Origin of the sequence: Fictibacillus terranigra (assembly GCF_030412265.1) — a bacterium.
Classification (GTDB): Bacteria; Bacillota; Bacilli; order Bacillales; family Fictibacillaceae; genus Fictibacillus_C; species Fictibacillus_C terrinigri.
On record NZ_JAUHLN010000002.1, the window covers coordinates 375,337 to 398,181 of the forward strand.

The 22,845-nt window shown below is 44.3% G+C and carries 24 protein-coding genes; 8 read left to right on the forward strand and 16 right to left on the reverse strand.

Translation table 11 applies throughout. From position 1 onward, the window contains the following. The first annotated feature begins 81 nt into the window (after positions 1 to 81). Complete coding sequence (locus QYF49_RS09690) at positions 82 to 1,251, forward strand: aminotransferase A (protein ID WP_290399413.1); 1,170 nt, start codon at positions 82 to 84, stop codon at positions 1,249 to 1,251. 48 nt (positions 1,252 to 1,299) lie between these two features. On the opposite strand, the gene QYF49_RS09695 is transcribed toward QYF49_RS09690, so the two are convergent. Next, entirely contained in the window at positions 1,300 to 1,572 is a 273-nt protein-coding gene (locus QYF49_RS09695) for a DUF2533 family protein (protein ID WP_290399414.1), read from the reverse strand. Positions 1,573 to 1,743: 171 nt separating this feature from the next. On the opposite strand from QYF49_RS09695, the gene QYF49_RS09700 reads away from it, so the two are divergent. After that, entirely contained in the window at positions 1,744 to 2,268 is a 525-nt protein-coding gene (locus QYF49_RS09700; protein ID WP_290399415.1) for a hypothetical protein, read from the forward strand. A 38-nt stretch (positions 2,269 to 2,306) separates the two neighbouring features. On the opposite strand, the gene QYF49_RS09705 is transcribed toward QYF49_RS09700, so the two are convergent. From QYF49_RS09705 to cshA, 3 genes are all read right to left on the reverse strand, one after another. Further along, complete coding sequence (locus QYF49_RS09705) at positions 2,307 to 5,996, reverse strand: dynamin family protein (RefSeq protein ID WP_290399416.1); 3,690 nt, start codon at positions 5,994 to 5,996, stop codon at positions 2,307 to 2,309. Between the two features lie 112 nt (positions 5,997 to 6,108). Beyond that, the gene (locus tag QYF49_RS09710; RefSeq protein ID WP_290399417.1) at positions 6,109 to 6,654 is read right to left on the reverse strand and encodes a GNAT family N-acetyltransferase; all 546 of its coding nucleotides are present in this window, start codon (positions 6,652 to 6,654) and stop codon (positions 6,109 to 6,111) included. A gap of 116 nt (positions 6,655 to 6,770) precedes the next feature. Next, on the reverse strand, positions 6,771 to 8,276 hold the full coding sequence (gene cshA / locus QYF49_RS09715) for a degradosome RNA helicase CshA (protein ID WP_290399418.1): 1,506 nt from the start codon (positions 8,274 to 8,276) through the stop codon (positions 6,771 to 6,773). 390 nt (positions 8,277 to 8,666) lie between these two features. Between cshA and QYF49_RS09720 the strand changes: the two genes are divergently transcribed. Next, positions 8,667 to 10,076 carry a Na+/H+ antiporter NhaC family protein gene (locus tag QYF49_RS09720; protein ID WP_290399419.1) on the forward strand — a complete coding sequence of 470 codons (1,410 nt, stop codon included), beginning with the start codon at positions 8,667 to 8,669 and terminating at the stop codon, positions 10,074 to 10,076. 6 nt (positions 10,077 to 10,082) lie between these two features. Here QYF49_RS09720 and QYF49_RS09725 read toward each other — a convergent pair whose 3' ends face one another. Further along, a complete protein-coding gene (locus QYF49_RS09725; protein WP_290399420.1) occupies positions 10,083 to 10,718 on the reverse strand; it encodes a uracil-DNA glycosylase family protein in 636 nt (211 codons plus the stop codon). A gap of 76 nt (positions 10,719 to 10,794) precedes the next feature. Next, positions 10,795 to 11,622, reverse strand: a complete 828-nt coding sequence (gene asd / locus QYF49_RS09730) for an archaetidylserine decarboxylase (RefSeq protein WP_290399421.1) — start codon at positions 11,620 to 11,622, stop codon at positions 10,795 to 10,797. 175 nt (positions 11,623 to 11,797) lie between these two features. Here asd and QYF49_RS09735 point away from each other — a divergent pair, with 175 nt between their 5' ends. Further along, positions 11,798 to 12,085 carry a HesB/YadR/YfhF family protein gene (locus QYF49_RS09735; protein ID WP_290399422.1) on the forward strand — a complete coding sequence of 96 codons (288 nt, stop codon included), beginning with the start codon at positions 11,798 to 11,800 and terminating at the stop codon, positions 12,083 to 12,085. Between the two features lie 21 nt (positions 12,086 to 12,106). Here the strand turns inward: QYF49_RS09735 and QYF49_RS09740 are convergent, their stop codons facing one another. From QYF49_RS09740 to acnA, 7 genes are all read right to left on the reverse strand, one after another. Then, a complete protein-coding gene (locus QYF49_RS09740) occupies positions 12,107 to 12,427 on the reverse strand; it encodes a hypothetical protein (protein WP_290399423.1) in 321 nt (106 codons plus the stop codon). Positions 12,428 to 12,429: 2 nt separating this feature from the next. Then, the gene (locus QYF49_RS09745) at positions 12,430 to 12,858 is read right to left on the reverse strand and encodes an acyl-CoA thioesterase (RefSeq protein ID WP_290399424.1); all 429 of its coding nucleotides are present in this window, start codon (positions 12,856 to 12,858) and stop codon (positions 12,430 to 12,432) included. A 133-nt stretch (positions 12,859 to 12,991) separates the two neighbouring features. Further along, the gene (gene tlp / locus QYF49_RS09750) at positions 12,992 to 13,213 is read right to left on the reverse strand and encodes a small acid-soluble spore protein Tlp (RefSeq protein WP_290399425.1); all 222 of its coding nucleotides are present in this window, start codon (positions 13,211 to 13,213) and stop codon (positions 12,992 to 12,994) included. Between the two features lie 67 nt (positions 13,214 to 13,280). Beyond that, entirely contained in the window at positions 13,281 to 13,790 is a 510-nt protein-coding gene (locus QYF49_RS09755) for a hypothetical protein (protein WP_290399426.1), read from the reverse strand. A gap of 193 nt (positions 13,791 to 13,983) precedes the next feature. After that, complete coding sequence (locus QYF49_RS09760) at positions 13,984 to 14,124, reverse strand: acid-soluble spore protein N (protein WP_283894963.1); 141 nt, start codon at positions 14,122 to 14,124, stop codon at positions 13,984 to 13,986. Between the two features lie 70 nt (positions 14,125 to 14,194). After that, the gene (locus QYF49_RS09765; protein ID WP_290399427.1) at positions 14,195 to 14,323 is read right to left on the reverse strand and encodes an FbpB family small basic protein; all 129 of its coding nucleotides are present in this window, start codon (positions 14,321 to 14,323) and stop codon (positions 14,195 to 14,197) included. 122 nt (positions 14,324 to 14,445) lie between these two features. Next, a complete protein-coding gene (acnA, locus tag QYF49_RS09770; protein WP_290399428.1) occupies positions 14,446 to 17,175 on the reverse strand; it encodes an aconitate hydratase AcnA in 2,730 nt (909 codons plus the stop codon). 269 nt (positions 17,176 to 17,444) lie between these two features. On the opposite strand from acnA, the gene QYF49_RS09775 reads away from it, so the two are divergent. Both QYF49_RS09775 and sspO read left to right on the forward strand, forming a co-directional pair. After that, positions 17,445 to 17,636 carry a DUF378 domain-containing protein gene (locus tag QYF49_RS09775; RefSeq protein ID WP_290399429.1) on the forward strand — a complete coding sequence of 64 codons (192 nt, stop codon included), beginning with the start codon at positions 17,445 to 17,447 and terminating at the stop codon, positions 17,634 to 17,636. Between the two features lie 88 nt (positions 17,637 to 17,724). Continuing rightward, positions 17,725 to 17,901, forward strand: coding sequence for a small acid-soluble spore protein SspO (gene sspO / locus QYF49_RS09780; RefSeq protein WP_290399430.1), 177 nt, complete (start codon positions 17,725 to 17,727; stop codon positions 17,899 to 17,901). Between the two features lies 1 nt (position 17,902). Here sspO and QYF49_RS09785 read toward each other — a convergent pair whose 3' ends face one another. Beyond that, the gene (locus tag QYF49_RS09785) at positions 17,903 to 18,157 is read right to left on the reverse strand and encodes a hypothetical protein (protein ID WP_290399431.1); all 255 of its coding nucleotides are present in this window, start codon (positions 18,155 to 18,157) and stop codon (positions 17,903 to 17,905) included. Between the two features lie 81 nt (positions 18,158 to 18,238). Between QYF49_RS09785 and QYF49_RS09790 the strand changes: the two genes are divergently transcribed. Next, on the forward strand, positions 18,239 to 18,379 hold the full coding sequence (locus QYF49_RS09790) for a small acid-soluble spore protein P (RefSeq protein WP_290399432.1): 141 nt from the start codon (positions 18,239 to 18,241) through the stop codon (positions 18,377 to 18,379). A 30-nt stretch (positions 18,380 to 18,409) separates the two neighbouring features. Here the strand turns inward: QYF49_RS09790 and selA are convergent, their stop codons facing one another. Continuing rightward, a complete protein-coding gene (gene selA / locus QYF49_RS09795; protein WP_290399433.1) occupies positions 18,410 to 19,792 on the reverse strand; it encodes an L-seryl-tRNA(Sec) selenium transferase in 1,383 nt (460 codons plus the stop codon). Positions 19,793 to 19,867: 75 nt separating this feature from the next. Between selA and selD the strand changes: the two genes are divergently transcribed. Continuing rightward, positions 19,868 to 20,926: a selenide, water dikinase SelD gene (gene selD / locus QYF49_RS09800; protein WP_290399434.1), complete on the forward strand. Its 1,059-nt coding sequence runs from the start codon at positions 19,868 to 19,870 to the stop codon at positions 20,924 to 20,926. A 10-nt stretch (positions 20,927 to 20,936) separates the two neighbouring features. Here selD and selB read toward each other — a convergent pair whose 3' ends face one another. After that, entirely contained in the window at positions 20,937 to 22,841 is a 1,905-nt protein-coding gene (gene selB / locus QYF49_RS09805) for a selenocysteine-specific translation elongation factor (RefSeq protein WP_290399435.1), read from the reverse strand. Positions 22,842 to 22,845 lie beyond the last annotated feature (4 nt).

Sequence of the window (22,845 nt, forward strand, 5' to 3'; positions counted from 1 at the left end):
TCTAAAAGCCATTTAAAGCTAAACTTAACAACAAACCACATCCCTTAATGAAAGTAAACGGATGAAGAAAGGAAGAATAAGTTGGAACATTTACTGAACCCCGCGGTCAGACATATTCAGATTTCGGGAATCCGAACCTTTTATAACCTTGTCAGCGAATATCCGGACGCCATATCTTTCACCCTTGGCCTTCCTGATTTCCCCACTCCAGAGCATATTAAAGAGGCAGCCAAAAAAGCCATTGATGAAAATAAAACGGTGTATTCTCACAATGCTGGCTATATTGACTTGAGAAAAGCAGCCGCTGCCTATCTCAGCGAAAAATATGGAATGGAGTATGAACCTGAAAATGAAGTGATTGTTACGAACGGCGCCAGCGAAGCTATTGACATCTCCCTTCGAACGATACTGGATGAAGGTTGTGATGTGCTGCTCCCTGGACCAGTATACCCCGGTTATGCGCCTGTCATTGAATTGTGCAAAGCGAATCCGGTATATGTGGATACCACCAAAAATGGATTTAAACTGAGTGCGGAACTGATAAAAAAACATTTAACACCCAACACACGGTGTGTAATATTGCCGTACCCTTCCAACCCGACAGGCTGTGTTTTAACCCCGGATGAACTGAACGATATTGCAGCATTATTAAAAGATAAAGATATCTTTGTTCTATCCGATGAAATCTACAGCGAGCTGACGTATGGGCATACACATTGCTCCATCGCTTCAATGCCGGGAATGAAGAAAAAAACGATCGTCATTAATGGCCTTTCAAAATCCCATTCGATGACCGGTTGGCGGATCGGCCTCGTTTTCGCTCCTGCAGAAATTGCAAGACATCTGTTGAAAGTCCATCAATACAATGCCACGTGTGCTTCCACCATATCACAGATGGCAGCCATCGAAGCATTGACAGACGGCAAGGATGATGCTCTGCCGATGAAAGAGGAATATGAAAAACGACTGGAATATGTCATCAGGAGGCTGCAAGAGATGGGGCTGCATGCTGAAAAGCCAGGAGGAGCTTTTTACATTTTTCCAGACATCTCACCTTTTAGGATGACTTCACTCGAATTCGCCACAAATCTTCTAGAAAAAGAACGAGTCGCCGTGGTGCCTGGTTCCGCTTTTTCAAAACTGGGAGAGGGTTATATCAGGATCTCTTATGCGGCATCCATGGACGAGCTTACTAACGGTTTAGACCGACTCGAATCCTTTATTAAGACGTTACCCAATTATAATGAATAGTTTACATAATAATATTATGTGCATTATAAAAAACCAGGCCTTCCAACTTTAAAAATTGGAGGCCTGGTTTTTCATTTGCACAAACTCTTCTACCATTTGTTCAGTAATCAGTTTACGCTGAGGAACGATTCCTTTTTTTGCGAGATGATTCATTTGCCTGCTCACTTCATTTATTTCAGCAACATCAAAAGGCTGCCCTTTTGTACAATGATCTACGGCAATATCAATCAATTCTTCTCTTCTTTTCTCCAGCTTCAGAAATTCAGAGACGACCGCATGCTGTCTGCTGGAATGTTTGCTGATCTCATGATGTACACTCATCCATTTATCCTCCTCTGACTTTACCTTCATTTAGTATAACATGGGATACTCCAACATTCACTTTTCTAAACATTCAAATGATTTATCATTTTACAACTGACTGAAAACATAATAAACTAGATTCTGCCGGCAAATTTCAAGAAAATTACATATTAAGGGATTTTTTGTGATATGGAGAAAATTATGGGTGTTGCAGCTGCGCTTTTGCTCGTGTTCGGCGTAGGCTGCACCCAGGAAAAAGAAGCAAAAGGACAGGATCATCCTAAATCCGAAGCTTCATCTGACAAAAATAAAGAAAAACCTGCGGTATTGGATTTTGAAGTAGAGTTAGGTGCAAAGCTGCGTGGATATCATGGTCCGTTCAATGCTTATACAGCTGCACTTGATCCAGAAAAGAAAACTCCAAAAACTGATCTGGAAAAATTAGCGGCTGCAGCCAAGGAGTCCGGAGAAAAAGCAGCGAAGGAAATTCCTGAGTTGAACGTTCCTTCTTCCCTGTCCAAAGAAAATCAAAACACTTTCAAATCCGCTTTTAAAGATCTTAGCCAGTCATATAAGACAAGAACTGAAGGCATCGGAAAAGAAGAAGTTACCGCTAAAGCTGATCAACAGTTCACTGCTTTCAATGATAAAGTCAATTCGATTCACAAAAAACTAGGCTTAATTGAAGCAAACTTTGCAAGCGAAATACAATAATCATAAAAAAGGAAACCGCTTTCCGGTTTCCTTTTTATTTATAGCGAGTTCAGTTTCTGCAAGCTTTCCTTCATCTTTTCAAGGAGTTCAGGAGTATCCAGTGCTTTTTGAAGCCCTTCGAAATACACTTCAGTCTCCGTTTTCCTCCGGTTGATTTCTAAATGCGCGAATTTCTTTAATGTGGACTCGTAATATCCGTTGAAAGTGAGGGCACTTTCATTCACAAAAGTCTCTACCGGATTTTCCATCAGGGCATACATTTTATCCATGAAGGATTTTTTTCCGCCTTCTTCGAAGAAATGGCGGGCATTTTTAAAATCCTTAAACACCGATTGAGATCCTTCAGCTTCTTTAAGCTTCGTTTCTATTTCAAGAGTTTTAAACTGAATCCCCTCGTTTTGCATGAGGTACTGTGGAGTGTTCAAGCTTTTCAGCTTCAGATCCATTTCTTCGTTCATCTCATTCAGCAGATGAAGGATAAATTTTTCAATTCGGAGCACTGTCGCCCGAGATTCCTGCTGCAGATCAAATTGAATCCGCTGATGCAGTTCCTTGAAGCTTTCAGGCAAAGCGTTTTTTTGTTCCTTTGCAGATCCTGTAATGACAGAGGAATTAAAAGCCTCGTTGAAAAATTCCGTAAACCGTAGCATCACTCTCTGTTTAACATAAAACAAAAGTTCATGAATTTCTTTTTGCAGCATTTCTTGTTTCTGCTCCAAAGAAAAGCTGTCCATCTTCTGCAGCGCGAGTCTGCACATATTCTTAAGTTCTTCCGTTCTTCGTTCGCGATCCTTTTGGCTGGCCTCTGTTTCATTGATCAACCGTTCAAGCAACACCTTCGACTGTTCATATTGGTTGATGGCTGAATTGACCATCACTGAAGCAAGATCATCTTTTAAGAATGACATAAAGGCCGTTAAGAAGCTCATGTAGCCGGTCTGCTGCAGAAGTTCATCCTTTTGCAGCTCTCCATACTTTCTGTTCAGTTTGTTGAGTTCTTCCTGAGACAGTTCATTTCTATCCTTTTGTCCCAGAAGTGAAAAATAGCTCGACATTGGAAACAGCTTTGGATGCCTGATTCCGAAGCGGCGGAGATTGCCCCCCACATGATCGATCACATCCATAAGCTCTTCTTGCCCCTTTGCCAGATCTGAGGCGTTGATCACGAAAAACATTTTATCCAGTTCAAACGTATCTTTAACACGTCCCAGCTGGATGAGAAACTCACGGTCAGCTGCAGAGAACGCATGGTTATAATAGGTTACATACAGAATGGCATCCGATTTCTTGATAAATTCAAATGCAACATTCGTATGTCTCGCATTGATGGAGTCAGCCCCCGGTGTATCCACCAGTGTCACTCCCATCATGGTCAGTGCACACTCATAATAAACAGTCACGCTTTCTGTAAAACAAGCTTTTTCCTCATCTGCCACAAACGCCTTAAACTCCTCAACAGATACGGACATCTCCGTGCCAAGCTGGTGTTTAATGGAGGTGAACCCTTTATGGACCGCCATTAAAAATTGAAGATGGGGACGAAGCTTATCTGAGCTTTTGCGGGTGTCGATCTCCCCTGCTTCCTGTATGGCCTCGAAAATGGACTCAGCCTGCTTCCCAAAATGAGAAAGTGATTGGTTGATCTCAGCTAGAAGATCTTGTTCTTTTTTAAAATGAATAAGAGCTGTGCCATGCTGATGATCCTGATCTGGCGGTGCAATCCGGTTGATCGTCGCTGTCGTTGGATTCGGAGAAACCGGCAGAAGATCTTCCCCGATCAGCGCGTTGGCGAATGATGACTTTCCGGCTGAGAAAGCACCAAACAATGAGACGGTGAAATCCCGGTTCAACAGCCTCTCTGAAAACTGTTTCATCGTATCCGCCTGGTTTTTCATCATTTCCAATCCCGACAGAACGGCGGCCGCAGAATGAAGTTTTTTGGCTTGATTCTCTAACGTGGACACATCCCCTGTCTTCTCATCGTTCACTGCTGTTTCTTCAGCCAAATCCTTTTCATGGATCTGGATCTCGGTTACTTGTCCAGTATTCCGGCTTCCCTCTCCTTCATCAGCGGGCAGTAAACAAGCCTCAGCCTCCTGTGCCGCAAGGGCATGATCGGCTTCTGCAAACGCGTCAGCCTGGTTATCACCCCTGTACAAGCTGTCTAAAAGTTCCCGTTCGGTGCGGTGCCATTTTTGTTTCACTTCTTTTGTTTTTCTATGTGCCGCCAAAAGCTTTTCCTGCTCTATGATGAGCGCCTCATACTTTTGAACCTCTGCTTCAGCGTCCCTGTCTATCACATTCGTGATTTGGTCAAGTTCTGGCCTGTAATGTGACAAAAAAGTGCGCTTAATATCTTCCACTACATCATTGCAGTATTGCAGAACATAATTGCCGTTTAAGGAAGCCCCAGGCTTGATCAATGCTGCCAGACGTTCTGTAGAAAGTGCAGGTTCTTCTTTCATTCCAGCGGACATGGCATGAAAGTAATCTTTAAGATGCCAGCTGATCTGTGTCTTTATGTTCTCCTGAACGGATTCAAAGAAGGATTGAAGACGTGCATTCCGTTCAGCTTCCGTTTTTTTGGAGGTAAACAAAACGCCGACTTTAAAGCTGTCCTGCCGGCTCTCGATGTAGTTTTTAGCCAGTTCTCTCGTATGGAAAGGCATGAGAATGGCGTTGTCGAGAATGTCCTTGAACCGTTTGGCTACATCCGCCTTTTTTTGTCCTGCCTCATTTTCGATCGTTTCCTTTTTCACGAGAAGATGAGCCTTTTTTTGCTCTTCCTTGCTTTCGTCCGACCCTTCAGCTCGTTCAAACGCGTCACGGTTAAGGTCTTCATCGTGGTCAAGGTGCGTTTGCACCGCGGTTCTGATCAAGCGCTCAGTTTCGCTTAACGCGTTTTCCTGAATCCATTCATCCTTCGCCAAATAGAACTTCTGAAAAAGGGTTTTAATGTCTTGCAGCTCATTGCCGTTATGGCTCCTGTCCATGATCGATGTGAAAAAAATCTCTTCCGGCTCAATATCCCAGCTCTTGAATCCGCTTTTAATCTTTTCTGCGAACGCTTGAAAAGAAAGTTCTTTTTCATTGTGTTTATCGATCTGGTTTACGATAAGGTAAACTTTTTTCCCCTGTTCCTTCAGCAGCCGTATAAACGTAAAATTCAGCTGTGACAGTACATGGTTATAGTCCATGATATAAAAGACAACATCTGCCATATGGAGGGCAGATTCCGTTGCGATCTTATGAGCATCATCGGTAGAATCGATGCCAGGGGTATCATAGATCGCAATTCGGTCAGGCAAAAGCCCCTGATCCACATTGATTTCAATACTTTCAATCTCTTCCCCGTTTTTGGCCCATCTTTTAATTTCCGCCATATTTACAGGCGGGTTGATCTGAATGATCCCCTTGTTTCTCATTTTCACTCTTGCCGAAGGGTTCCCGCATTGTACCTTTACAACATTCGCGCTCGTAGGAATAGGACTGGAAGGGAGAATGTTTTCCCCGATCAGTTCATTGATCATGCTTGATTTACCGGCCGAAAAATGTCCGCAAAATGCAATGGCAAACTGCTGATTCTTCACTTTCTCAAAAAGCTCCAGCACCGCTTCTGCTTCGGTATGTGAACCAAGTTTCGTTAATTCCAGATAAGCTGCAGCAATCGAGGCAGCTGTACTGCTTACTTGTTGATCTCTAGTTTCAGTCATTCGTGCTTTATCCATTGAACTCTCCAATTTTAGTCGTTGTCCTCTACACTTTACCATATTTATGTATGATTCTCTATGAAATAAGAAACGGTTTTGTGCAAAGTCAAATTTTAATCGGAGAAGATTTCTAGTCGCTGCTCAAAAAGTACGCCATCCACCATTCATCCTGCAATTCCTCATTGATTTTTACTTGTCCCTTCTGAATCCCTTCTACAACAAAACCCGCTTTTTCATAAAGGCGAATGGCAATTTTGTTTTCTGAAAAAACCGTAAGAGAAATTTTATACAGTCCGTTCGTTTTTGCCCAGCGTATCGAGTAATCCATTACTTCTTTTCCAATCCCAAGTCCTTGTCCCTTTGAGTTGATCCAAGTTCTGAACATGCCGGTATGTTTTTTCATCGTTAAGTCGCCTTTCAGGATGCGGGCGATGCCAATGACCGTTCCTTGTTTTTCAATCGCGGTGTACATGTTGCCTTTCTCCTGGCAGTCCTTGATAAAGGCTTCCTCCTCATCCAGGGTGCGTGGTCTTTCCTTTTGCAAAAATTCTCCAGCTTCCACGATTTCTTGCACCGCATCGATAATCTGGTGCGCGTCCTCCAGCTTGACTGGCCGAAGTGTGATTTCTTCACCGTTTTTAGCTATGAATGTATAAGTTGAACCTTGAATCTCCATCGTAATCCCTCCTACCCGGTAGTATGCCAAAATCCTGACGCAGAAACACATAAAAAAGGAACCCGTTCGCCATCTTGGCGTTTGCAGGTTCCTTTTTAAATTTCTTCTATAGTGGCTTATCTCGCTTTTTTATCTTCTCTCATGCGCTTTGGAGCACGATATGACATATCGCGGTTTCCTCCGCCGCCTTGGCGCTGCTTATCTCCGCGCCCGCCGTTTCTTCTCTTGTCCCTTGATTCATTGTTGCCGCCGCGCTGAGGGCGTCTGCGATCACCAAATCGGTTGTCCCGGCGTTTTTTGGTTGCCAAAGGCGGTTCGAACGTCAACTCAATCGGAGTGGTATCCGGTTCTTTTGTTAAAAGCTTGAGTGCAGCAGATAAAAGAGATACAGAATCATGCTCTTCAAGCATCTCCATCGCTGTCTGTTTGTAAACTTGGATGTCGCCGTCTTCAATTACGTTCAGCAGCTTATCTAGCGCCATGCGCTGTTGGCCTTCAATTGCCTCAGTGAGTGATGGAACAGGACGTTTAACCATTTTACGCTTCGTAATTTTTTCAATGGTATATAGATGATCGATCTCACGAGGTGTGATAAACGTTACCGCATAACCCGTTCTCCCTGCACGTCCAGTACGTCCGATACGGTGAACGTAGCTTTCAGGATCTTGTGGAATGTCAAAGTTATATACGTGAGAAACCCCGCTGATATCAAGGCCACGCGCTGCAACGTCAGTCGCGACAAGCACTTCGATCGTGTTGTTCTTGAACGCGCGGAGAACCATGTCACGTTTTGATTGCGGAAGGTCACCGTGAATACCTTCAGCTGAATAACCTCGTTTGTTCAAGGCTTCAGTCAATTCATCTACACGTCTTTTGGTACGCCCGAAAACGATAGCAAGCTCTGGCGATTGAATATCGAGCAAACGTGTAAGTGCATCGAATTTTTGTTTTTCTTTTACTTCAACATATTCTTGTTCAATGCTTTTTACCGTCATCTCACTTGCTTTTACACGAATGATCAGAACATCTTTCATGAAACGCTCTGCAAGCTTCTGAATTTGTTTCGGCATCGTTGCCGAGAAGAGCATCGTATGCCGCTCAGTAGGCACGTTCTCAAGGATGGTCTCTATATCCTCGATGAAGCCCATGTTCAGCATTTCATCCGCTTCGTCCAGAACAACGGTATGAACGTCTTCAAGCTTCAATGTTTTACGATTGATATGGTCGATGACACGGCCCGGGGTACCAACGATGATATGCGGGTTGTTTTTAAGCGCTTTGATCTGTCTAACGATCGATTGTCCGCCATAGATCGGCAATGTCTTAATCCCTTTAAATTGGCCGATCTTGTTTAATTCTTCCCCCACCTGTACCGCGAGCTCACGGGTCGGAGCAAGCACGATCCCCTGGATTTTACGCGCTCTTACGTCGATCTTCTCGATCAACGGAATACCGAAAGCTGCTGTTTTACCTGTTCCGGTCTGTGCTTGTCCAATAAGATCCGTTCCTTTTAGAGCGGTTGGAATCGTATCACGCTGGATCGGTGTGGCCTCTTCAAAACCCATATTATTAATGGATTTTAGCAATTCGGGACTTAAACCTAATTCACTAAATGTTGTCAATGTGTAACTGTCTCCTTTTTCGTCAAAACCATTTCCTTATACTTCCAAATAAATCTCCTGAAATCATCTTTTACAATCTTAAATATCACTGGTTTAGTGTTCAAAATAAAGATCATTAAATAATGTAGGCCTTAAAAAAAGGCACATATTTAGATATAATATGCCCCTATACAGAAGTATATATAAACAGTTTTGCCTTACAATTTATTATCGAACATAACCTTAACATGGCAGAAGAAATAATGCAACCTTTACATGCTGACCCTTCTGACGCATGCATCATATTGTATGCCGCTACGGCACTGTTGGCGCTTCCTGATCTGCCAAGAATAATTTCCCTTTAGCATCACATGATAATGATTAGTCAATATAGATGAAGCGGAGGGCATTATGAAGCAGACTTGGCTTTCAATCATACCTTTTCTTGTTGTTATTCCTATAGCTGTCAAAACGAGGCAGGTATTGCCTGGTTTATTTATCGGCTTTCTTGCAGGCTGTTACTTATTGGAGCCCACTCTTATCGGCGGTCTGAAGAAAATGATCGTTTTTGTCATTGAAGGCTTAACCGATAAAAGCAACCTGAAAATACTGCTGTTTTTGTACGCATTTTCGGGACTGGTCGGAATTATAAAACTTTCTGGCGGAATCCGGGGATTCGTTGAAGCAGCTTCTTCCAGAATCCAGTCAAAAAAAGGGGCACTGTTCTTAACCTACATTTCAACGATCGGTACGTTCAGCGCGCCAAGCTTTCGTTTTGTAACCATCGCCCCCATCATGAGGTCCTTGTTGAAAAAAGTAAAAATGTCTACACAGGAATTGGGATTTGTCATCGAGACAACAGCGACACCCATCATCGTTCTCATTCCGATTGCCACTGCCTTCGTCGGTTACATGACGTCCATAGTGGATATGGCTTTGGAAAATGAAAAAATAAAGGGTGATGCCTATTCACTATTCATCCAAAGCATCCCCTTTAACTTCTTTTCGTTTGTTATGATCATCCTTGGGATCTATTTGAGCTTTTTCCATCACTCCAGCTCACAGCCAATGAGCGGCAGTGAATCCATCGAGAAGGAAGAGGATGACTGGCATAACTGTGATCCTGCTGTGTCAACCGAACTGCCCATCAAACCCTGGAACTTGCTCATCCCGTTGGCCATTGCGGTTTTCCTCACGCTATTCCTCACCTGGTGGGACGGGAGCAGGAAAGCTCATGGATTTCTTGACGCCTTTATTAAAGCAGATGTGCTGGATGCCATGGTCATGGCGCTTGTCATAACCATTTTGTTCTCATTCATCTACTACCGCATTCAAGGGATTAAAACGGGGCCCCTTCTCAATGGCTTCATTTCTGGAGGAAACGAGCTGATGTCGGTTATCGTTCTGCTCACGGTCGTTTGGGGGCTTTCCTCGGTTACCGATAAGCTGGGTTTCTCGCGTTTTATCACCGATCATTCAGGCTGGATCCCCTCCGCTTTTGTTACACCGGCACTGTTTATCTTCGGTGCAGCGGTCTCTTATTTTATCGGTTCGGCCTGGGGGACATGGGGCATTTTGATGCCGCTTGGAATCTCTATGTCACAAGCAGCCGGCATCTCTCTTCCTCTTGTCATCGGAGCTGTATTCGCGAGCGGTACATTCGGTGCCTTTGCATCTCCGCTCAGCGATGATACGAATACCATCGCCAGGATATTGAATCTGCCGGTGATCGATTATGCAAAATATAAACTAAAACCCGCGCTGATCGCCGCGGGAATTACCGCCGTGCTTTACGGCGCGAGCATGCTCTTTTTCTTTTAGCTCTTTCTATACCTCTGCTACGGCTTCAACGACCTCAGTGATCTGTCCGCGATACCGTTCCTTGGCCCAAGAATTATAGGAAGGATGAGGCACATCGTTTACGACTCTCCACTTGGAAGAATGAACATCAGCAAGCCTGAATTGCTTCTGCGCGAACCGTCCGCAAGGTACGATGACCAATGGCTGGTTGAGGAGCACTTTTAATCTCTGTTTAAAGTCTTGAAGCATCGTTTCCTGAAATGCATTCCACGTTTCGTTCCTGTAAACATCCTTTTCATTGCCTACACGTACTTTTTCGGCTGCCTGTACAAATTCAGCATGATCTTCTCTCCATTTCCTGTCTGGAATGGCTGCAGCCTGAAGGGGAAAGGAGCAAACATTTAAGATGCCGAGACGGCAGTATGGTTCTTCATCTCTGTTTTCTTTCAGGAGCAAGCCTAACGGCGTATTTTGCTGTCCGTCAAATAAAACTTTACTTACCGACCTGCCTGAAGAACCAGCCAGGGGAGTATGATGTTTGATCTCCTCTCGATGCGGTGACTCTAAAATCAAAAGGATCTTCACGTCAGGGAAAATCAAATCAGCGACTGAAAATTGTTCTTTCGCCTGCTGGTATGCGTGTTGGATCGTTAAAAGGTCCATGATCTCTTCCTTCCTATGATTTTTTATTCCACTGTCTCTCTATACCCGATTTCACAGAATGCAAAAAAGCCCGCTGCTAACGGGCTGGAATCTTCCCTATTTTTTGTCCCATCTTTACAGCTGTACCTGGCTTGATCGATGGATCGATGTCTATTTGTCCGTTCTGAAAGAGTAAGATGACCGTGGAACCAAATTCAAAGTGTCCGATTTCTGACCCTTTCTTAAAATGTTCAGCACGTATCGCCGTTTTAAGCACCTTTCTTCTTGCCCGTTTGTACGGTTCGCTATAGACCACTTTTACACTTCCGACTATAAAAGCTCCTACCTTGACGATCGCGACTTCCCCGGCATCAGTGTCAGCGTACGTGATAAGCCTTTCGTTCTTCGTAAAAAGCCCTTTGACATGATTGACACCGATATCGTTAACAGGAAACAGCCGGCCGGGTATATAGGTGCTCGACGTGATCTCGCCGTCGAGAGGCATATGAATGCGGTGATAATCTTTAGGACTTAGATAAATGGTGATGAAGCTCCCTTCATCAAAGTCCTTTTTAGCCTCCCCCAATAAGGAATGAACGGAATAATCAATTCCTTTAGCCTGAATGAGCGTTCCTCTTTGAATCCTTCCCATCTGGGACACGACTCCGTCAACCGGGGAGATGATGGAGGCAGGCGATTGTTCGATCGGCCGTGCATTGATTTTTAATCTTCGTGAAAAAAATTCCGTAAGATGTTTATAGTCCTGTATGGGTTTTTCTATCTCTGATACGTTGATATCATACATTTTGGCATAGGGCTTCACATACCATCTGCTCATTTTTGATCGCCCAAAGGAACCGGCAATCCGAGAGATTCCGTTCTGCGGAAGCATGGATATAAAAAGCTTTGCGACTCGATGTTTCACTCTATTGTCTCCTTACAAGTTACCTGTATTTCTCTCCGCTGTACATCTTTCTTATTATAACATGTTTCAATTAAAACAAAATTCTTTATTTGGTGCGGTGCTTCCGCTATAGTAAACAATGATGAAGGACGAAACTTAACCAACAATCAGGCTTTCAAGGAGGTTTTTCTCAAGAATGAAATTGACCATTACCAAACCAGCTGTTGATTGGTATAAAAATGAAATGGAGATAAAATCAGGGGACTTTGTGCGTTTTTATGTCAGACTCGGGGGCTGCAGTACAGTTCAGAGCGGTTTTTCACTTGGGGTTGACAAAGAGCAGCCAAAAGAATCAGGCGTTAAAGTCATGGACGATGGGATCACCTTCTACGTCGAAAGCGAAGACATGTGGTATTTTGATGGTCATGACCTGGCGATCGATTTGGACGAAGACGGAGAAACAGTTTTATTTAAATATGAATAAAGGCAAAAAAGGAATCGGCATCTACCGATTCCTTTTTTCCGCTTTCATCAAAAGCTTTTCCAGCTGATGGATCAACTTCTCCGACTGAAGGATCTCTCTTTGTTTCTGACCCATCAGATCAAAGTGTGGATAGCCGTGCCGATGGTGTACCCATTCCTTCTTTAAACCATATTTCTTTCCCCAATCTTCCAAGGTGTGCAGATTAGAACAGCCCACTTTTGTGACCGTCTTTACATCAGGAAACCGGGGGTCATACCAAAAATGTGTGATAAAAGCGACCTCACCGTCCGATGCCTTTTTCTTCCACTCGTTCAGCTCTTGTCTAGTTAAACCAAATGCCATGTTTATCCCTGCTTTTGTTTTTTCTGTGCTTCATATGCCAGATGCCAATCAGGAAAATATTTTTTGATAGAAATGGGACGAAATGTTGCTTTTCTAACACAAACATGTGTCGAATAACCTGTTACACACAGCTCGTCTTCAGAATTTTTGATCTCATAACCATAGGTGACCTTCAGTCCTGAATATTCCTCGACCCACGTGAAAATTTTTGCTTGATCGCCATAGGTGAGAGGCTTTTTATAATTGGCATGGATCTCAGTCACCGGGGACAAGATCCCATCCTTCTCCATCTGCGCATAGCTAAAGCCAAGATTTTCAATAAAAGCGGTCCGGCCGATCTCAAACCACACTAAGTAATTCGCATGATAGACGACGCCCATCTGATCCGTTTCTGCGTACCTGACATCCACTTTTGCTTCTGATATTAACATGTTACGTCATCACCTGTCTTAATATTTCCTTTATTCGCCATTCCAATCAAGTGTACCACAGAGGAAGACCGGAGCTCTAACAAAAAGCAAACCCCCTATTGTAACATGAGTTACAGCAGGGGGCTGTTTGCATTTATTGGTTATTGCGGTAAGCTTCCTCGTCCTCAATCTCGTTCTTGAACGATTGGATGCTCTCTTCTCTTCTTTCGTTCTTGTTCTTGATCTGTTCTTGCTGCTCTGAAGTCATATCTGTATTCTGAAGAGATTCATTTGCTTCCTGAATGTTATGCTGCGTGTTTTCTGCCATCTGCTGCAAACGTTCAACGTTGTTGCTTCTGTCGTCTGGTTTAGCCATCGCGATCTTCCTCCTCTAAATTTGAATCAAACATAGTTTGTATCAAAGAGGAAAAAGATATTCCGCGCTAATTTCTATTCATGATCACAGGTGAATGGTGTTCAATACTGAGTTCACACAGTTCTTTAAAGGCACTCCAGCAATCCACCACTTCCTGGTCTTCATAATTCTGCATCGTGATTTTAAGCCAGTTCAGCTCTTCAGCCAGCCGGACCGACGAACCGATCCAGATCTTTTTATTCTTTACTGTAATGAAAAATGGCTCTTCAAATCGGAATGGGAGATAAAATCCCTCCGTGTTTGGATGCAGTATAATGTGCTGATATACGGTACCTTTTGTTAATTTTGCGTAAAGCAAAAGAACGCCATCACTTTTGGCGGCTGCTTTTTTTAGTTTATTTATGATCGAGTCTGACCCTATCTCAACCGTACCTATTTCTTTTCCCCAATTCAATTCTTCTCGAAAAGGAACCAGATGACCGAGACGCTGCATCTGCAATTCAAGCTCTCGGTATAAAACGTCCTGATCTTCTTTCTTGGTTGAGACGGGCAATGGTTTCACTTCAGCAGTTATCAACCGTACCCCTCCTATTTCTCATCTAATAAATAATTCGCTTCGTGTCGATTTATATGGTGGTAGTGAACAAAACAAGCAGGAAATCCCAGCGCTTTCATTCAAAAAATGGCGAAGAAAGGAAAAGAAACACGAAAAAAGGCCGTACCGCTCAAAAATCATAAGCGATACGGCCTCCAGATTCGAACGTTTGTCCTCAGCCTTTTGGAGGCACGTAATCCGGATGCTCATTGCCTTTATTCGCCATTTGTTTTCCCTTGTTTCCCTTTCCTTCTCTTGGCTGTGTCCCAAGGTGGCTGGGTACAAAGGCTTGCGGATGCCTTTTTGGATTGCTCATTCAATATCTCCTCCTTCTTCAATAATATTTGCTCTAAATAAAAAAAAGAAACAGGTACTTCCTGTCTCCATTAGGCTCTTTTTGTATGCTTTTCTTCGAGTTTCTTCTCGATTCTCTCCATGGCTTCCTGATCTCCCAACAGCTGCCTTTTGTTCTCTTTCACAAGATCCTTAAACGATAGATGACGGTTTTTTCTCATTTTCATCACTCCAATAACCATATTCTGTTATTGTTATGGACACAAAAATGCTCTTATATTCAAATTTCTGAAATTTTTAGCAATCAAAAAAAGCCCTCCCGAAGGAGAGCTTTTTCTATGGTTTAGTTTTGAGGCTGTTTGTTTGAAATTTTGTTGCGAAGTACCATTGGAAGAATTCCTCCATGGCGGTAGTAATCGATTTCTACTTCGCTGTCGAAGCGTGCGATGACTTCAAACTCAGTTTTTGTACCATCTTCAGATACTGCCGTAACTTTAATTACGTCACGCGGCTTAACATTTTCGTCAACTTCAACGGTGAACGCTTCTTTGCCAGTAAGACCGAATGTCTCTGCATTTTCGCCTTCTTTAAATTGAAGTGGAAGAACTCCCATCAACACGAGGTTGCTGCGGTGGATACGCTCAAAGCTTTCCGCAAGAACGGTTTGGATGCCAAGAAGGTTTGTACCTTTAGCTGCCCAGTCACGGGAGCTGCCCATTCCATAATCCTTGCCAGCGATAACCATCAAGCCAGTGTTGTTTTCTTTGTACTTCATGGCAGCTTTATAGATGCTCATCACTTCATTTTTCGGCCAGTACGTTGTCCATCCGCCTTCTGTACCTGGTGCGATCTGGTTGCGGATGCGAATATTGGCGAACGTTCCGCGCATCATTACTTCGTGGTTACCGCGGCGGGAACCGTAAGAGTTAAATTCGCGAGGCTCTACACCATTTCTGATCAAGTATTTCCCAGCCGGAGAATCTTTAGCAATCGCACCTGCTGGAGAGATGTGGTCAGTTGTTACTGAATCACCAAACTTAGCGATCAGGCGAAGATCTTTCAACGGCTGGATCTCTTTTAAATCAGCAGAAAGTTCTTCGAAGAATGGCGGGTTCTGAATATAAGTGGAGCTTTCATCAAAGCTGTAAAGCTTTTCAGCAGATGTTTTCAATTCGTTCCATCGTGCGTTCTCATCAAAGACACTTTCGTATTCTTTTTTGAACACTTCCGGTGTAACTGCTTGGTTCATCGCTTCTTTGATCTCTGCAGATGAAGGCCAAATGTCTTTGAAGTAAACGTCATTGCCCTCACTGTCTTTTCCGAAAGAATCATTTTGAAGGTCGATGTTTACAGTTCCTGCCAGCGCATATGCCACTACTAGCGGAGGAGAAGCGAGATAATTCGCTTTAACGAGCGGATGGATACGTCCTTCAAAGTTACGGTTTCCTGAAAGAACTGATGCAACGGTTAAATCGTTTTTAGCAATTCCTTGTTCTACTTCTAGAGATAGAGGACCGGAGTTACCGATACATGTTGTACAGCCGTAGCCGACGAGGTTAAAGCCTAATTGATCAAGATAAGGCATAAGTCCTGCTTTTTCCAAATACCCTGTTACTACTTTTGATCCAGGAGCAAGAGAAGTTTTCACGTATGCTGGAACTTTAAGGCCTTTTTCGATCGCCTTTTTCGCAAGCAGACCTGCACCGAGCATCACATAAGGGTTGGATGTGTTCGTACAGCTGGTGATCGCTGCGATTGCGATAGCACCTGTCTTCATGACAGAAGTCTCTCCGCTTGGATGCTTCACTTTTACTTCTTTATTGATCTCTTCTTCTGTTAGACCAAAGCCTGCATTTCCTTGTGGAGAAACAAGCGCTTTGTTGAAGGCTTCTTTCATCCTGGAAAGCGGAATCAAATCTTGTGGACGTTTCGGACCAGAAAGGTTGGATTCGATCTGAGCTAAATCGATTTCAACTACGTCTGTAAAGATTGGGTCTTCTGAACCTGCAGTGTAGAACAATCCGTTCGCTTTGCTGTACTCTTCCACAAGCTTGATTTGTTCTTCACTTCGGCCAGTGAGGCGAAGATAGTTGAGCGCTTCTTCATCAACCGGGAAGAAACCGCAGGTCGCACCGTATTCAGGAGCCATGTTGGAAATCGTCGCACGGTCTGCGAGCGGCATTTCGGCAAGGCCAGGTCCGAAGAACTCAACAAATTTACCGACTACTTTCTTCTCGCGAAGGACTTGAGTCACTTTTAACGCAAGGTCAGTCGCTGTTGCACCGTCTGGAAGTTCACCGATAAGCTTCACACCGATTACTTCAGGCACAGGGAAATAAGAAGGCTGTCCGAGCATTCCAGCTTCGGCTTCGATACCACCAACACCCCAGCCCAGAACACCAAGACCGTTGATCATCGTAGTATGGGAATCCGTTCCGACTAGTGAGTCTGGGAAAGCTTCAAGCTCTCCTTCTACTTCGTGGCTTTGCACGACAGAAGCAAGATACTCGAGGTTAACCTGGTGAACAATCCCTGTAGCAGGCGGTACTGCACGATAGTTATCGAACGCCGACTGAGCCCAGCTTAACAGCTTATAACGCTCTTCGTTTCGTTCAAACTCCAGGTTCATGTTTACATTTAATGAATCAGCTGTTCCATATTTATCAACCTGTACAGAGTGGTCAACTACAAGGTCGACCGGAATGTCAGGGTTAATTTGTGCAGGATCTCCGCCCATGTCCTTCATGGCTTTTCTTAAAGAAGCCAAGTCAACGACGGCTGGTACTCCTGTAAAGTCCTGCAGGATAACACGTGAAGGCTTGAAAGGAACATCAATATTCTTAAGTTCAGGAGTTCCCCATTTGGCAAGGTTTTCAATATGTTCTTTTAAAATAACTCTTCCGTCATGCTGCCTTAAAACGGATTCAAGCAAAATTTTAACGGAATAAGGCAATCTGGAAACGTTGCCGACACCCGCTTCTTCGAGTGCTTTCAGTCGATAGTAGTTATACGTTTTTCCATTGGCGCTAAATGTGGAACGCGCATTAAAAATGTCATTTTGTTGTTTAGTCATTACTCCACTCTCCTCCTTCAAACCAATCATACACCAAACTAGAGAAAAATTGTCGAAAAATTGCACGTACCCTGCAAAATTCTCTTTTTATCGCTCTACAATTTTTTTCCCTTATTTATCATACGAAAGTGCTTTCAATAAGTAAATGACAGATTTGTTATTAAACAGTATAAGAAAATGTTATGTTCAGTGCCTAACACCAAAAATTGACGTTTTCGTATGATATATAGACTTAATTTAATTTTTCTTTCAGAAAGGAGCTGAGGCACATGGCTATTCTAAAACAGCTGGCTACACTTCTTGTTGTTATCGGAGCATTGAGCTGGGGTCTGATTGGTTTATTTGATTTTAATGTAGTCACCGCCATCTTTGGAAGCGGTTCCACTTTAACGCAGATTATCTATGTATTGGTCGGTTTAAGCGGTCTATGGCAGCTTGTCGATTGGTTAAAGAGTAAGTAGAGGTCTTTTTAAAAGAAGCACTCCAGAAATAGGGAGTGCTTTTTTTTTATTGTTCTGCGCAAACTAAAGGGACAAGGGGGTGGATCTAATGGCAAAAGCTAAAGGAAAAGCAAATCATGTGCGGCCTGGAATGAATGCGGCCAAAGCACAGGGCGGAGGCGCAGGGTACAACACTGAATTTGGAAATGAACAGCTGCTCGCTTCAAACGAACCTTTAACCGAGGCTCAAAAACAAAACAACAAAAAAACAAAAAAACGAAAATGACTCAGCTGTTATATTGCGAAATATAGCCTTGAAGCTCTGAACGGTACTGCTCAAGCTGCTGTCTTTGATGTTCGGAGGATACTTCAAGCGCGTTATCGATCTGCTGAAGTGCTTCTTCCGCTTCCTTCTTCAGTTCTTTAACCCTTGTGCCGTAATCGGCAGCCTGGTCCTGAATGAGCTGGTGTGCTGTGACCGCTTGGGAATATCCTTTTTCAGCATCCTGAAAAGCTTGTTGTTTATCTTTTTGATAAGGCATCACTCGTTCTCCTTTGCTAGATGTCATGATGTCCTTACTATGCCAAAACAAAGAAAAATTTATGCAATAATGGAGGGTCTTATGACAGAACATAATGCATTTCATGATATGCGCAAAAATGCTCCTAAAGGCGAAAATCCAGGACAGCCGGAGCCGTTGAGCGGATCCAAAAAAGTAAAGAACAGAAACCATACCCGCCAAAAGCATGGCGGTAAAATGTAGCTACCAAGCCAACCTCTGTGTTGGCTTTTGTTACACACTCAAAAACGCAGACACAAGATCTCTTTCATCTTTTTCATCCAATGTTCGAGGATCGATGACACAGCTGTTGTTTTTTACGTTTACAATGACAGGGATTCTCTGCCTTCTTAACTCTTTCGCGAGTGCAGAAGGCGAGAGTTTCGGGGCTGTTACTTCTATTATATAGGTCGGCAAGAGTACGTCCGGCATGGTACCGCCTCCTGGCAGAGAAGTTCCCTCTCTCACATGGCAGCAGTACATTCTTTCTAACTGTTCAGCGATCCGATCTGCCTGAGTCTTCAGTTCCTCCGGAGTTTTCAGCATGTCGCGGATGGCTGGGATCTCTTTGGATCTCTCCTCATTATGATAAGCGAGTAACGTAGCTTCCAGTGCAGACAGAGTAAGTTTGTCCACACGAAGCACCCTTGCGAGCTGATGCTTTTTCAACGTGTTTATAAGTTCTTTTTTTCCTGCAATGATGCCGGCCTGTGGGCCGCCGAGCAATTTATCACCTGAAAATGAAATAAGGTCAATTCCCGACTGAATGGCTGGCTTGATTTCTGGTTCATCACCGATCTTATAATTTGAAAAAGGAAAGAGCGAACCGCTTCCCATGTCTTCATAAATCAAAAGTTCGGGATGCTGCTTTTTCAGCGCCGTCAGCTCCGCTGCAGAAATGCTCTTCGTAAAACCCCTCATTGTGAAATTGCTGCTGTGGACTTTCATGATCATGGCCGTTTCACTCGAGAGGCCTTGTTCATAGTCGGACATATGCGTCTTATTCGTCGTGCCTACTTCCATCAGATGGGCACCGCTTTCCTTCATGATGGATGACACCCGAAAGGAACCGCCGATCTCGACAAGCTCTCCCCTTGAAACAATGACTTCCTTCTCTTTGGCAAATACACTCAAGATAAAATAGACCGCTGCAGCGTTGTTGTTCACAACCATCGCTGCCTCACTGCCTGTTATGGCAGTGATCTGATGTTCAATGACTGCATGCCGTGAGCCTCTCTCACCATCTTCAAGATTAAATTCAAGGTTCGTATAAGAAGCGGCTGCTTTTGCCACACGTTCTGCTGCAGCTTGGCTCAGCCTTGCTCTCCCCAAATTCGTATGGAGAACAACACCTGTAGCATTAATGACCCTTCTCAACAGATAAGGGCCGTCTTCGGCCAGCCTGCGATTGACAGCCTCACATACCTGCGTCAATAGTTCAGATTGTTCGGTACCTCCGTTATAGCTTCCAACTTGCATGGCATGGCGAATAGCGGCTATCTCTTCCTGAATCCATTTCGTGATGACTTCTGCAGGAACCTCAGATGTTCCTTTTTGCCAATCCTGTGCCTGTATGACAGTATTTACAGCAGGCAGTCTCCTTAATTTGTCCTTCACATTCCTGCTCCTTTCCAAGCATTTTCTTTCAGCTTTTATTCAAAATGTTTATACTAATCTAAGGAGGTGTAATATATGACGAGCCAGGATAAAATCCGTTTAACTCAATTTTCAACCAAAGGCGGCTGAGGCTGCAAAATCGGTCCCGAGGACCTGGCACAAGTTTTGTGCCATTTACCAGAAAGAGAAGCCGACCCTAACCTGATCGTCGGCATGGAAACGTCCGATGATGCTGGCGTATATAAGCTGAATGAAGAAACAGCAATGATTCAAACTGTCGATTTCTTTACACCCATTGTAGATGATCCGTACAGGTTTGGACAAATTGCTGCAGCGAATGCTTTAAGTGACGTTTATGCAATGGGCGGCATACCGAAAACCGTATTAAATATCGTCGCTTTTCCGCTGAAAAAATTAGGCCATGAAGTATTAGCGGAAATTCTAAGGGGTGCTGCCGACAAAGTGAAAGAAGCCGGAGCCTTGATTATCGGAGGTCATTCCATTGATGATCAGGAGCCGAAATTCGGTTTATCTGTCACAGGGCTTGCACACCCTGATCACATCTACCAAAATGTAGGATCAAAGCCCGGCGACGCTCTTGTTCTTACAAAACCGATCGGAATCGGCATTCAGACGACGGCCATCAAACAGAATCGGTTAGATGAAGGACAGGTTCGGTATGTATCGGACATCATGGCTTCATTGAACAAAACCGCGGCAGAATGTTTGGCAAACTACGAACCCAATGCCGTCACCGATGTGACAGGATTCGGATTGCTCGGACATGCCAGTGAGATGGCGAGAGGAAGTGAATCGGTTTCTATCTCTATCTCTTATTCCCAAACACCGATCGTCGAAGGAACAGATGCACTCGCCGAGCTGGGAGTCGTCCCCGGCGGCACGAAAGCGAACCATCGCTGGATTAAAGACTTGATCGCATACGATGAGTCGTTGACGGAAACACAGCAATGGATATTATGTGATGCTGTTACTTCCGGCGGTTTACTCGTCAGTCTGCCGGAGGACCAGGCTGATGCTTACCTGCGTGATCTGCACGATGCAGGATTGAAACAAGCGGCAAAGATCGGCAGAGTGACTGAACGAAAAGAAAAATTAATCAACATTGAACCCTAAAAAACTCCGGTTACTCCGGAGTTTTTTTCCATCTTCTCTGACCATCTGCACGTTCGGTAAACCCCAACTGATCCAGCAATTCTAGAAAAGGAATAAGGAATTTCCTTGAGGTATTCAAGACCGTTTTTGCTTCCTGTATGGAAAATGATGATGGGCAACCTTCTTTTAATGTCCTCAAATGTGTTTTAAGGGCTTTACTATGGATCAGCCTGTTTTCACCCACTTGGACGGCCTGGCCGGAGCGGCGCATATAGGACAGGATGTCCAGATGAAGACACTTGGGGAGCCCCGTTAGTGCGTAAAGCCGGTCAAAAGGCTCTGATTCCATTCCTTGTTGATATAGTTTTTTTTCCAATTGCCGATACCGGCCTCTCCATTGTTCTGGAATTCCGGGCTTGAAATCGACTCTTGCAATCATGTTCTGTTTTTGCCGCAATCCACCTTCATGGATGAGTTGTTTTAAAACAAACTCATTCAGCAAGACAGGATATCCTTGGAACCGCTGCAGAAGTTCTGCTTTATCCATTCCTTCCCGCAAAGGAGAATGCCGGTGAAACTGATCTGCTTCTTCTACCATCTTGTTTTTAATTTCTGTGACACTTTCAACAAGTGTGTATTGTTCAGGAGAAACCTCAACGATCTGGTTTTCAGCCAACAAACGCTGAAGATGATGAGACAGTGCGGCAGGAATTCCTGTTAATTTAGCCATCTCCTCTGCATGCAGCAATTGATAAGACCGCAGGTGGCGAAGGATCCATTCTTCAGGTGAACCCTCCTTTTTCTCTCTGAGAAAGGCAACTGTATCCTCACCAAACCGGTATTTTTCACCGTTTGGATCGATCACTTCTCCGCCGCCGACCGTCTCTTCTGGAGATGGCCTCCTCACAATGAAACGGTCCCCGCGCTTGGCAGTGACCGGGTGGATTAACCGAATCTGGCAATAGGCTTCACTCTCTTTTTCCGTAGAATCGTTTCTGTCAAAGAATACAATCCTCCCCATCACCTCTGTTGTCCCTATGTAAAATTTAATCCACTGCCGCTGCTTGATCTTCCTATGATTCCTGGAAAAACGGAGCATGATGTCCAGCGTATCCGTAACGTGATACGCTCCCGGAGAAAAAAGGACATGGCCTCTTTTAACGTCATTCAGCTTGATTCCCGCAATGTTTAATGCTGCCCTTTGTCCTGCTTGGGCATGATCCACTTGTTCGTTGTGTATTTGCAGCTGCCTTACCTTGACAAAAGCTCCGCCCGGCTCCAGTTGCAGGGAATCACCTGCTGAGACTGAACCTTCCAAGACCGTTCCTCTTACAACCGTTCCCTGTCCGGGTATAGTGAAAGCGTGGTCGATCGGAAGCCGGAACGGACCGCGTTCGTTCTTGGCAGATACGTTTTCCGCCATTTCGAGGAGTTTCAGCCGCAATTCCTCCATCCCAGTTCGTGACAAACTGTCAGTAAATAGAACTGAACGGTCATGGAAAGAAAAGCGGTTCAACATCTCAATGATTTCATCCGATAGCATTGCCTTCCATTCTTCGTCGACCTTATCTGCCTTGGATACGGCACAGACCAGATTCGTTATCCCCAAAAATTGCAGGATTTCCAAATGCTCAACGGTTTGCGGCATCACTCCTTCATCTGCGGCGATCACAAGGATGACCATATCGATCCCCGCTGAGCCTGCAATCATCTGGCGGATAAACCGTTCATGCCCTGGAACGTCGATGATTACGGCCCGTACACCGTTACCAAGGTGAAAAGGGGCGATGCCTGGTTCAATGGTCATGCCTCGTTCTTTTTCCTCTTTTAACGTGTCCGTGTCCATGCCGCTTAACGCCTTGGTCAACGCCGTTTTCCCATGGTCAATATGGCCGGCAACCCCTATCGTGATATGCTGTGCACCGATTACAGACACCTCC